Genomic DNA, 11,881 nt, shown 5'->3' on the forward strand with positions numbered 1-11,881 from the left:
ACAAGGTGCAAAGGGCGCTGGGATATGCGATTTTCGCGGGTGGCCTGGGTGGCTGGCTGATCAGTCTGTTTTGAGCGGCGGGCCGTCGGACGACGGATCGTTCGCCGCGGGCGGCTCGACCGGCCGTTGCGGCTCGGGCGGGTAGATCGGCACGATGGGATCGGCGTGCTCGGTACGGCGTCGGCCGGTGGCCACCGCCACCGCTTCGGCCAGGGTATCGGCCGGCGGCGTCATCGCCGCCTCGGCCTCGGCCAGCGTGGGCGTGGCCGCCCAGTTGCGCAGCAGGGTGAAGCTCACCGCCAGCAAGGTCGGGCCGAGGAACACCCCGAGCATGCCCCACGCCAGCGCCCCGCCCAACACCCCGATCAGGATCAGCACGAACGGCAGGTTGCTCTCCTTGCCAATCACCAGCGGCTTGACCACGTTGTCGGCCGACGCCACCACCGCCACCATCCAGATCGCCAGGAACACCGCCCAGCCGCTATGGCCCTGCATATAGAGCCAGGCCGCGACCGGCAGGCCCAGCAGGCTGGGACCGCCGGGGATCAGCGACAGGAAGCACGACACCAGCCCGAACGCCGCCGCGTTCGGCACGCCGGCCAGCCAGTAGCCGAACCACGCCAGCGCCCCCTGCACCAGCGCGGTGCCGATGAAGCCGTACACCACGCCGCGCACCGTTCCGCCCGCCAGCTTCATCAACGCCTGCGCCCGCTCGCCGCCGATGCGGCGCAGCGCGGCCATCAGCCATTTCACGAAGGAATGCCCGCTGACATAGAGGAAAAACGAGAAGAACAGGCTGAGCACCAGCAGCAGCAGGCCGCTGCCCACCGCCTTGCCGAACACGATCAGGAAGCCGCCCAGCGGCTTCATCCATTCGTGGATGCGCGCCAGGGTCTCCGGGTCGCCCGCGTTCAGTTCGCCCCAGAACTCCGCCAGCTTCGGCCCGAACCACGGCAGCCCCACCAGCCACGTCGGCAGGTCGGGCAATCCGCCGTTGAGCTTGCTGCGCGCCCAGGCGACGATTTCGTCGAGGTTGAGCGACAGCTCCACGCCCGCCACGATCAGCGGCACCAGGATCAGCAACGCGAACAGCAGCACCAGCAACATGGCGGCGACAGTGCGCCGCTCGCCCAGCTTGCGCGACAGCCACAGGTAGGGCGTCCAGGTGGCGTAGACCAGGATGCCCGCCCACACCAGCGCGGCGATGAACGGGGCCAACACCTGGTAGGACAGCGCCAGCAGCACCACGACCACGCCGGCGGCGATGGCGGGTTCGATCCAGCGAGGGGTCGGTTGGGGATTCATGTCGGGTCCTGGAAGGAAAGTGCAGGAATTCTAGCAGCGCTGTGCTACAGGCGCCGACACCGGCATGCAGCACGATGCAAGCGCCCCACACCGGTCGCCAGCGCCGCGATCGGTCGTCCGCGACCGGCCCGGAGGCCGTGCCCAGCGGCGGCGCCGTTCACCCGGTTCGGTAGCGCGCGCGGAATTCGCGGGGCGTCACGCCCTTGTGGGCGCGGAACTGGCGGTTGAAGTGCGCCAGGTTGCGCCAGCCGGCCTGCTCGGCCACCACGCCGACCGGCTTGTCGGTCTGGATCAATTGCTGGCAGGCGTGGCCGATGCGCAACTGCGTGACGTAGCCCAGCACGGTCTGCAAGGTGTGGCGCTTGAAGAAGCGGTGGAAGGCGCCGGTGGAGAGCGCGGCACGGCGCGCCAGCTCGTCCACCGCGATCTCCTCGTGGAAGTGCGCGTGCAGATGGTCGAGCACCTTGCCGATGCGCTCGCGCTGCTGGTCGGCCTCCACCGCGCCCAGCCCGGACGATGCCAGCGGCCGCGCCTCGGCGTCGGCGGCCAGCAAGAGCAGCACTTCCAGCAACAGCGGCTGGCGCTGCGCCGCATCGCGGTCGTGCAGGCCCGGCAGCAACGCGCGCACCGCCCGCGCCGTCGATGGCGAAAAGCACAGGCCGCGACCGGCCCCCGTGGCCAGCGCCCACAACGGCGCCAGTTCGGGCAGCGCGCGGATCAATCCGGCCAGCCAGTCGCGACTGAACCAGACCACGATGGCCAGCATCGGCCGCGCTTCGTCCAGCCGCTGCTGCGCCGACCAGGTGTGCGGCAGGTTCGGCCCGACCAGCACCAGGTCACCGTCGTCGAAGTCGGCCAGGTCGTCGCCCACGTAGCGCTGACCGCGCGCATTGAGGGTAAGCGTCAGCTCGAACTCGGGATGGTAGTGCCACAGGAACGGCAGGTCGGGCAGCTCGCGCCACAACAGCGCCCACGACTGCCCGGCCGGCACGGCGACATGTTCGAATTGCGGGCGCATCCTGACCTCAATCACGACAAAACACGTCACGATCGTATCAATGCTGGTCGCTGACGGTGAAATCGCCCGGGCGGGCGGTGTCCACAATCGCCGTACTGCCGCGCTGATGACGGCATCCTGGAGATCAACACGATGGACAATCGATACGGCTACGGCGACAACCGCCCCGGCAACCCCTCGGTCGCCTACCTGGAACAGCCCCCGCTGCACACCCTGAAGAAACACCTGCCGCTGCGCGTGCTCAGCGAGGCCGATTTCGCGCACTGGCAGCGCTACGGCTACGTGGTGGTCAAGCACGCGGTGCCCGCCGAACAGGCGGCACGCACCGCCGCCTTCCTCTGGGAATTCCAGGAGCTGGACCCGAACGACCCGGCCGCCTGGAACCGTCCGCAGTTGCGCGACAACGAGATGCGCGAGCTGAACGGCTCGGGCATGGTCGAGACCTACCAGAACCAGACGCTGTGGGACAACCGCCAGACCCAGCGCGTCTACGACGCCTTCGTCGACATCTGGGACCGCGAAGACCTGTGGGTGACCATCGACCGCGCCAACCTCAACACCCCCAACCACGGCGCGCGCAAGTTCGGCGGCTTCATCCACTGGGACGCCGACACCTCGCTCACCCCGCTGCCGGTCAACGTGCAGGGCGTGCTCGCACTGTCGGACACCAGCGAGCAAGGCGGCGGCTTCCAGTGCATCCCCGAACTGTTCGAACACCTGGAAAGCTGGCGTGCCAGCGCCCCGGCCGACCGCAACCCGTGGCGCCCCGACCTGGACAGCGTGCCCTGGCCGGTGCAGTTCATCCCGATGCAGGCCGGCGACCTGCTGATCTTCAACAGCCTGCTGGCGCACGGCATCCGGCCGAATACCTCCACCGACCGCGCCCGCCTGGCGCAGTACATTTCGTTCACCCCGGCCAACGAGGGCAACCACGCCCTGCGCGACTGGCGCATCGGCAGCTGGTATCGCCGCGAGCCGGCGCAGGGCTACGCCTTCCCGGGCGATCCGCGCCAGTGGGAGCAGACCCGTTACCCGCGTGCCACGCTGAGCGAGCTGGGCCAGCGCATCCTCGGCCTGCGGCGCTGGGCGGACAACCGCGTGGTGCTCGACCCGGCCAACCTGGAGGCAGTGGCGCAGCCCTGAGCGGCTTCCCGTGCGTTTCCCCGCCCGGCCCGGCCTTCGCGCCGGGCCGTTTCGTGTCGCCCGTGAAAAATGCCTCCGTCGTTGTGCCGGCTATCACTGGCCTGTCATCCGCATCCGGGTGACATTGTTAACGTCCATAACGCCCAGTGGGGCGGATATAACAGAGACAGAGCAAGGAGAAACGACATGACCACCCCGACTTCGAACAAACCCCATCCGCTGGTACTGGCCGCCGCCGTGGCCGTCATCGTCGCCGCCGCCGCCGCGACCGCGCACTGGCTGGGTTTCATCGGCAAGCCCGACGCCCCCATGCCGGTCGCCAGCATCCCGGCCAGCGTCGCGCCGTCCGCGCCGGTGACCCTCACCCCCACGCTGGAGCCGACGCCCAGCCCGACGCCCGAACCCACCGCGACGCCGACACCGCAGCCCACGCCGACGCCCACCCCGACGCCGAAGCCCAAGAAGCCCAAGGTCACGCCGCGCCCCGAATCGGCCCCGGTGCAGCCGGCGCCCGAACCGACCAAACAGGTCTGCTATGAGTGCGGCCGCGTGGTCGCGGTGCGCGCGGTGGAACAGGCCGGCGAGGCCAGCGGTGGCGGCGCCGTCGCCGGTGGCGTGGTCGGCGGTGTGCTGGGCCACCAGGTCGGCAAGGGGCGCGGCAAGGATGTCGCCACCGTGCTCGGCGCCATCGGCGGCGCGGTCGCCGGCCACCAGATCGAGAAGCAGGTGCGCAAGACCACCGTCTATGAAGTGGACGTCGCCTTCGAGGACGGCAGCAGCCGCACCTACAGCTACCAGCAACAGCCGCCGTTCGCCCAGGGCGACCGCGTCCGCGCCAGCGGCAACGACATCGTGCAGTACTGATCTGCGCGACCCTTCCAGGTGCGAGGGCGAATCGACCTTCGCACCCGCGTTTGAAAGTCGATTCGCCCTGATGACGACCCCGGCTCCGGCCGGGGTTGTCGTTGGCGCGGCGCACGCGGCTACAATCGCGCCATGCCGCCATCATCCCCCCTGCCGCCGGCGCTGACCGGGCAAGCACTGGTCCACGCCTCGGGCGCGCTGTGGCTGCCCTACGATCTGGCGTTCCTGGACGAACCGCCCGCGCGCTTTGTCCCGTTGAGCCAGGTGCGCCCCGCGCTCAACGCCGACCGCGCACCGTTCCGCCTGGATCATCATCCCGGGCGCGCGCTGCACCTGGTGAACGGCATGGGCGTGGCGCTGGGCGATTCGGTGATCGGCCTGTCGGTGCTGCACTGGCTGCATCGCGCCCGGCCGGACTGCGCGTTGCACCTGTACCGCTCCCCGCACGCGCCGGCCTACGTCGAGCAGCTCTATGCACTCGCCCCCTGGCTGACCGTCCACTACCTGCCGCAACCCCTGTCCGCGCTGGACGACGGGCTAGTGATCGACCTGGCCGACTTCATGTACCGCCCCGCGTTCGACCGGCTGCCGATGGTGGACTTCTTTCTCGACAGCCTGGGCCTGGGCCCGGCCGCGATGCCGGCCGCCGACAAGACCAACCGCTGGCTGCGCGACATCGCCCTGCCCCAGCGCCCCGCCGACTGGCCGCAGCGCTACGTGCTGCTGTGCCCCGGCGCCAGCTCGCCGCTGCGGCGCATGCCCGACACCGTGGCCGCCGACCTCGCGCGCGCCCTGCTGGCGCAAGGTCACGCGGTGCTGGGCTTTGGCCCGCTGCCGGTGCCGGGTTATCGCGACATCGCCACCTGGTCGTGCGACCTGACTCACTTGCTGGCCACGGTGGCCGGCGCCGCGCTGGTGGTCGCCACCGACAGCGCGCCACTCCACCTGGCCGCCGGCTTCGAACGCCCCACCCTGGCGTTCTTCATGGGCATCGACCCGACCTTGCGAGTGCGCGATTACCCCGCCTGCCACGCGGTGCAGCTCGATCGGGACGGACAGTTGCGCGGCCTGCACCACGCCGCCAGCGATGCGCAGTTGCAGCAGGCCGGCCGCTGCTGGCAGGCATGGCGCGACGCACTGGCCGAGGCGCCCGGCGCATATGCATTTGCCCAAAAATATTTCACTTGACCGGCTTATGCCGGCTTCATCGCCGGTATCCTAGGACGATTCCCACCACCGGAAAGCGGTGACAGGGGCCGGGATGGCAGCGCCATCCATGCGACCGACGCCATCCTCCGCCACGCCCGGCGCGGCCATGCCCGACGGCGTGCCCGTCTTCGGACGGTTGCCCGGCCCCTCGCGGCGCAGCCCTGCGCCGCCGCCCGCCGATTCCTGTCCGCGCGCCTGGCGCGGCCGCTTCGGCATCGCCCGTTTCCCGACATCGAGGCATAGCTTATGGTTTTCATGATCGCGGTCCTGATCGCCGCATTGTTCGTCGCCTGGGGCGCGTTATGGCCCGATGCGATGAGCGCGGCCACCCAGTCGATGCTGGGGTTCACCATCACGCACTTCGGCTGGTTCTACCTGCTGGCGGTGTTCGGCTTCCTGCTGTTCGCCATCTACCTGGCGTTCGGCCGCTTCGGCAGCATCCGCCTGGGCGGCGAGGATGCCGAGCCGCAGTTCTCGCGGCTGTCGTGGTTCTCGATGCTGTTCGCCGCCGGCATGGGCATCGGCCTGGTGTTCTGGGGCGCGGCCGAACCGCTGGCGCACTACGCCACGCCGCCGGTGGGCGAAGCCCTGACGCCCGACGCCGCACGCAACGCGTTGCGCTTCACCTTCTTCCACTGGGGGCTGCATCCGTGGGCCATCTACGGCGTGATGGGGCTGGCGATTGCGTACTTCAGCTTCAACCGCAACCTGCCGGTGCTGATCAGCGAGGCGTTCCGTCCCCTGTTCGGCCAGCGGGTGAGCGGCAGCCTGGGGCGCGCCATCGACGTGCTGGCGGTGCTGGCCACCGCCTGCGGCGTGGTCACCTCGCTGGGGCTGGGCACCCTGCAGATCGCCGGCGGCCTGCGCAACCTGTTCGGCCTGCCCGACAGCGATCTGCTGCACGTGGTCATCATCCTGGTGGCGGTCGGCGCCGCGCTGCTGTCGTCGCTGACCGGCGTGGAGCGCGGCATCAAGTGGCTGTCCAACGCCAACGTCGCGCTGGCGTTGCTGCTGCTGGCCTTCGTCGTCGCCTGCGGGCCGACGCTGTTCATCGTCGAATCGATGACCACCACCCTCGGCAGCTACCTGCACAACCTGGCCGGCATGAGCCTGCGCCTGACACCGTTCAGCCAGGGCACCTGGGTGGCGGACTGGACGCTGTTCTACTGGGCGTGGTGGATCACCTGGGCGCCGTTCGTGGGCATCTTCATCGCACGCGTGTCCAAGGGTCGCACCATCCGCGAATTCGTGATGGGCGTGCTGCTGGCGCCCACCCTGTTCAGCTTCATCTGGTTCGCCGCCTTCGGCGGCACCGCGCTGCACCAGCAGATGTTCCACAGCGTGGACCTGCTGGCGGTGCAGGCGCACGACTACTCCGAAACCCTGTTCGCACTGTTGCAGCAGCTGCCGCTACGGCATCTCGCCAGCGGGGTGGCACTGGTGCTGATCGCGTGCTTCTTCGTGACCTCGGCCGATTCGGCCACCTTCGTGCTGGGGATGTTGTCGGCGCGGGGCAATCACAACCCGCCGGCGCGGACCAAGGTGATCTGGGGCGTGGTGATGGCGGCCATGGCCATCGTGCTGCTGTTCACCGGTGGGCTGAAGGCGTTGCAGACACTGTCGATCGTCGCCGCGCTGCCGTTCGCGGTGGTGATGGTGGGCTTGTGCGTGGCGCTGTACAAGGCGCTGAACGAAGACGACCGCAGCCGCCAGTTGCGCGAGCGCGAGCGGCGGCACGCGGTCGATCGCCTGTTGCGCCAGGGGGCGGAACCGCCCCCGGGCTAGGGCGAATCGACCTTCAACCGCAGGTGCGAAGGCCGATTCACCCTAGGCGCCGGTCCGGTCTCCGTTCACGGCCCGCGACGCGTCACAACCCCAGCTGGGGCAATTCGCGGGCCTTGCTCAGCAGGTCGTTGACCAGATCGACGGCCTGCAGGCGATACGACAGCTCGTCGACGCGTTCGAACGACTCGCCGAACACCTCGTGCACCTCGCACGCGAGCTGGAACAGCAACTGCTGCTCGGCGGGGGTGGCCCGAGGCATGTAGCAGTTGATCTCGTCCACCAGATTGTCGGCCAATTCATCAGGCTTATCCGAATCTGACGTCAATATTCTGGCATAGAGGCGGACACCCACAACCCCCAAGGCTAGTACGTGCATCGTATTTCCTCTCTCGCTTCACGTTAATTCCAATCTAGACCATGCTTTCGGGGGTGATTGGCCGCCACTGGTCGGATGTGAAGAATTTGTCATTTGCTTACAAACACGTTCGGCGGAAGCTCAACCCTTAGGGGATTTTCTGTAACGACAACCCAAGGTTTCCACACGTAGATTTTTGTGCGAAGCAACATCGGAGTGGCTTTTCATGTGTGGAATCGTTGGTGCAATTTCGGATCGGAATGTAGTGCCCATGCTGCTGGCCGGGCTGACCCGCCTGGAGTACCGGGGATACGATTCCAGCGGCCTGGCGCTGGTGGACAACAGCGACATGACGCGGTTGCGCGTCGCCGGGCGCGTCGCCGAACTGGCGCAGCGCGCCGAGGCGCTGAGCGGGCGGTGTGGCGTGGCGCACACCCGCTGGGCCACCCACGGCGAGCCCAACGAGGCCAACGCCCATCCGCACCTGGGCGGCGACAACGTGCTGATCGTGCACAACGGCATCATCGAGAACCATCGCGCGCTGCGCGACGAACTGAGCAGCCTGGGTTATCGCTTCACCTCCGACACCGACAGCGAAACCATCGCCCACCTGATCCATCACGCGCTGCGCGACACCGACGACCTGCCGACGGCGGTGCGCGCCGCCATGGCGCGGCTGCAAGGCGCCTTCGCCATCGGCGTGGTCTGCCGCGACCATCCGGAGCGCGTGGTGTGCGCCCGGCGCGGCAGCCCGCTGGTGCTGGGGCTGGGCTTCGGCGAGCGCTTCTTCGCCTCCGACATCGCCGCGTTGCTGCCGCTGACCCAGCGCATGATCCACCTGGAGGACGGCGACATCGCCGAGCTGACCCGCGACGCGATCCGCATCGTCGACCAGGACGGCGCCAGCGTCGAGCGCCCGGCGCGCACCGTGGACGTGGCCGCCGATTCCGCCGAGCTGGGCCAGTACCGCCATTTCATGCAGAAGGAGATCTTCGAGCAACCCGGCGCCGTCACCGACACCCTGGCGCGCGCGCTGGAGCTGGGCTGCCGCGCCGAGCTGTTCGGCCACGGCGCCGACGACGCTTTCGCCCGCGCGCCCGCCGTGCGCATCGTCGCCTGCGGCTCCAGCTACCACGCCGGCCTGGTCGCCCGTTACTGGATCGAGGAATGGACCGGCCTGCCGGTCAGCGTCGACATCGCCAGCGAATACCGCTACCGCAACGGCCGCGAGCAGGACGGCACGCTGGTGGTCGCTATCTCGCAGTCGGGCGAGACCGCCGACCTGCTGGCCGCCGTGCGCGCCGCCAAGGAGCGCGGCGACGTGCGGGTGATGGCGATCTGCAACGTCGCCCACGCCACCCTCACCCGCGAAGCCGACCTGCTGTTCCTCACCCAGGCCGGAATCGAGGTCGGCGTCGCCTCGACCAAGGCGTTCCTCACCCAGCTGGTGGCGCTGCACGTGTTCGCCCTGGCGCTGGCGCGCACCCGCGCCACCCTGGCCGAGCCCGAACTGAACCGCCTGGGCGGGCAACTGGCCGCGCTGCCCGCGCAGATCGCCCAGACGCTGGCGCTGGAGCAGGACATCGAGCACTGGGCGCAGGAACTGGCGCATTACGACCACACGCTGTTCCTCGGCCGCCACACCCTCTACCCCATCGCCCTGGAAGGCGCGCTCAAGCTCAAGGAGATCGCCTACATCCACGCCGAGGGCTACGCCGCCGGCGAACTGAAGCACGGCCCGCTGGCGCTGGTGGACGAGCACATGCCGGTGATCGTCTGCGTCAGCCACGACGCGCTGCTGGACAAGCTGGCGTCGAACGTGCGCGAAGTGCAGGCACGCGGCGGCAAGGTGTTCGTGCTGGCCGAAGCGGGCACCGAAGCCGAGTTCGACGGCGCCCACCGGCTGCTGACCGTGCCGGTGACCGGCGGCGCCCTGGCCGCGCTGACCATGACGCTGCCGCTGCAACTGCTGGCCTACCACACCGCCTGCCGCAAGGGCACCGACGTGGACAAGCCGCGCAACCTCGCCAAGTCGGTGACGGTGGAATAGGCGACGGGACCGGAAGCCCGCGTTGATTAAGGAAAATAAAATCTGTCGGAGAGAACGTTGCTAACGCTATGCTTTTTCTCACAACTTGGCGACTGAGAAGTCCGTCGGGTTTTCAGAGCGGTCACCAAATTCCCAGCGTTAAGTTTGTCGAACATTTTCTCGCGACCACCTTGCTGTTCACTCATGGGTTGGCTACTGGTTACGTGATCAGGGCCTATTTTTCCGTGACTCGGCCAAAGCTGCGAATGCGACGAGCCGCAGTTCAAATCTGCTTTATGCTGGAACCTGCCGTCAGCTGGTTATGAAACAGGAGCAATTCAAGAGTATCTTTGTCTGCCGATTAAGCATCACACGGACGAAGTACTTCTACTCACGGCTGCATCCGCAAGAGTACTTCGATGCATAGCGTTCCTGCATCCCGCGTTTTTTTGGCCCGCTCCATCAAGTAATAGTCAAATGCCATCAGCGGTGTGAGCTTCTCGCTTGCTTGTGAAATAATTTCGGCTGCTTGGACTATGCGCAGTAACTCGGCAATATCCAAGATATGGATAAAACCTCCCGTGGTCTGCATGAAGCTCGAAATGAACGCCGGACCATAACTCTCCCGATTTTCGACCAACGCTAACTCAGGAATCAGCACAATGGCGTGCGCTGGCTTCGACCGCTCAACGTCGATTACGGAGCCGGCTCGCGTTGTAACCTGCACACCTTCCTTGAGACGTCGGATGCTTCCGCGCAGCTGGCGAACTGCCTTTTCCAAATGCTGTGATACGTCTTTAGCTAGCTTGGTGCGATCAGGCAATATGTCACGGTTGAAGAAAGTGAGCGCTTTCGATTCAATCAGTAGTGCGCCGTACTCGTGACTGAGAAGTACATCCGTCAGCTCCCGCGTGCCTTTTCCCTTCGGGATCTGCGGACTATGGTGCACGCTGCGCGGATGCAAATTGTCCGTCAGCCACACTGCCAGATGCTCCTGCTGACCGCTCTCGTTGCTATTAAATAGGTCAATCAGGTTATCGAAGCCGTGACTCGTAATAAAGTGATTGAAAAGCGGATGCCACACTTCGAGCATCTCGATCTCTGCAGAAAGTAATTCATCTGGTGAAGCTGTGCCTTCGAACCCCCGCTCTAAGAGGTTATGTACATGTTCAGCAATGGCCGTGTACTCGATCGTCCCAAGTGTTGCGCAGCTGATCCAGTTTTGTATCGCAGGGGGAAAATTGGTCTTCCCCATGGACCATGCAACATTCAGAGCAAGCTCGTTGAATAGAAACACAGGGCAAGGCTCACCTGAGACTAAGCCCTTCAGCGCGTTGACCTCGGACTCACTCTCAACGACTGACCAGAGCGTTGCGGGTTTCAACACATCGTCGTAGACCGTGAGCGCGTAGAAGAGACGATTGTTCACGCGCCCCAACTGGAGCCGTAGGCTCGTACCTAGCACAATATACTTCAGTAAAAGCGTGCTCCCTTTCAACAGTAATGTCGCTTCGAACTCCTCCACTCCCTTTGCATAATCGACGCGCACGAGCTGCGGCGTAGCCAAAAACTCAGATCTGTAGTGTGCAGCGAGTATGTGCATTCGTTCGACTCCTTGTGATCGCCGGAAGCTCAAAGAGAAGTGACCTCCTCCCGATTAACCGAGCGGTCGAAGTTGGAGATTTCCGGCTTCATGACCTCCTCCCAATTAACCAAGCGGTTGAAGTTGGAGATTTCCGGCTTCAAGGTGGGCGAGTCGGAACTCGCTCGGGGTCAGGTCGCCCAGCGAACTGGGCGGCCTGAATTCGTTGTAATCCTGTCGCCATCGTTCGATTTTGTCACGCGCATCATCCAACGACAGAAACCAGTGCACGTTCAAACATTCGTCACGCAGACTCCCGTTGAACGACTCGATGAACGCGTTATCCGTGGGTTTGCCGGGGCGTGAGAAGTCCAGCGTCACTCCGTGCTCATACGCCCATTGATCCAGCGCCACCGAAATGAATTCGCTGCCGTAGTACCTGCAGAATAGTGGTCAACCATCGTCAGGCTCCGCATCCTTCAGTTGCGACCTGAACAGATGGAGGATGCCGAGATGGTTGACCAGATCAATACTGCGCGCCCACAAACCTGGGTGGCAATCGATATAGCCAAGCAGTTTCATGCCGTCCTG

At 66.0% G+C, this 11,881-nt stretch carries 9 protein-coding genes and 1 pseudogene; 5 read left to right on the plus strand and 5 right to left on the minus strand.

The features are described 5' to 3' along the window. Positions 1-60: 60 nt before the first annotated feature. Both C556_RS20270 and C556_RS0112500 read right to left on the minus strand, forming a co-directional pair. Complete coding sequence (locus C556_RS20270) at positions 61-1,305, minus strand: AI-2E family transporter (protein WP_018748595.1); 1,245 nt, start codon at positions 1,303-1,305, stop codon at positions 61-63. Between the two features lie 157 nt (positions 1,306-1,462). Continuing rightward, entirely contained in the window at positions 1,463-2,323 is an 861-nt protein-coding gene (locus C556_RS0112500) for a helix-turn-helix domain-containing protein (RefSeq protein ID WP_018748596.1), read from the minus strand. Between the two features lie 132 nt (positions 2,324-2,455). On the opposite strand from C556_RS0112500, the gene C556_RS0112505 reads away from it, so the two are divergent. The 4 genes from C556_RS0112505 to C556_RS0112525 all read left to right on the plus strand — a co-directional run bounded on the left by C556_RS0112505 (position 2,456) and on the right by C556_RS0112525 (position 7,324). Beyond that, positions 2,456-3,466: a phytanoyl-CoA dioxygenase family protein gene (locus tag C556_RS0112505; protein WP_018748597.1), complete on the plus strand. Its 1,011-nt coding sequence runs from the start codon at positions 2,456-2,458 to the stop codon at positions 3,464-3,466. Between the two features lie 186 nt (positions 3,467-3,652). After that, positions 3,653-4,330 carry a glycine zipper 2TM domain-containing protein gene (locus C556_RS23020; protein ID WP_018748598.1) on the plus strand — a complete coding sequence of 226 codons (678 nt, stop codon included), beginning with the start codon at positions 3,653-3,655 and terminating at the stop codon, positions 4,328-4,330. Between the two features lie 132 nt (positions 4,331-4,462). Further along, positions 4,463-5,518, plus strand: a complete 1,056-nt coding sequence (locus C556_RS20275) for a glycosyltransferase family 9 protein (RefSeq protein ID WP_018748599.1) — start codon at positions 4,463-4,465, stop codon at positions 5,516-5,518. A gap of 267 nt (positions 5,519-5,785) precedes the next feature. Then, positions 5,786-7,324, plus strand: a complete 1,539-nt coding sequence (locus tag C556_RS0112525; RefSeq protein WP_018748601.1) for a glycine betaine uptake BCCT transporter — start codon at positions 5,786-5,788, stop codon at positions 7,322-7,324. An 82-nt stretch (positions 7,325-7,406) separates the two neighbouring features. Here C556_RS0112525 and C556_RS0112530 read toward each other — a convergent pair whose 3' ends face one another. Continuing rightward, positions 7,407-7,619, minus strand: a complete 213-nt coding sequence (locus C556_RS0112530; RefSeq protein WP_018748602.1) for a hypothetical protein — start codon at positions 7,617-7,619, stop codon at positions 7,407-7,409. Positions 7,620-7,905: 286 nt separating this feature from the next. Between C556_RS0112530 and glmS the strand changes: the two genes are divergently transcribed. Beyond that, positions 7,906-9,729: a glutamine--fructose-6-phosphate transaminase (isomerizing) gene (glmS, locus tag C556_RS0112535; protein WP_026263055.1), complete on the plus strand. Its 1,824-nt coding sequence runs from the start codon at positions 7,906-7,908 to the stop codon at positions 9,727-9,729. Positions 9,730-10,099: 370 nt separating this feature from the next. Here glmS and C556_RS0112540 read toward each other — a convergent pair whose 3' ends face one another. Together C556_RS0112540 and C556_RS22310 are read right to left on the minus strand one after the other, a co-directional pair. Beyond that, positions 10,100-11,311 (minus strand): hypothetical protein, encoded by a 1,212-nt coding sequence (locus tag C556_RS0112540; protein ID WP_018748604.1) that lies wholly within the window; start codon positions 11,309-11,311, stop codon positions 10,100-10,102. Between the two features lie 105 nt (positions 11,312-11,416). Beyond that, positions 11,417-11,722: pseudogene (locus C556_RS22310) on the minus strand (integrase core domain-containing protein); the annotation flags it as partial. Positions 11,723-11,881 lie beyond the last annotated feature (159 nt).

This window comes from Chitiniphilus shinanonensis DSM 23277, assembly GCF_000374805.1.
GTDB classification, from domain to species: Bacteria; Pseudomonadota; Gammaproteobacteria; order Burkholderiales; family Chitinibacteraceae; genus Chitiniphilus; species Chitiniphilus shinanonensis.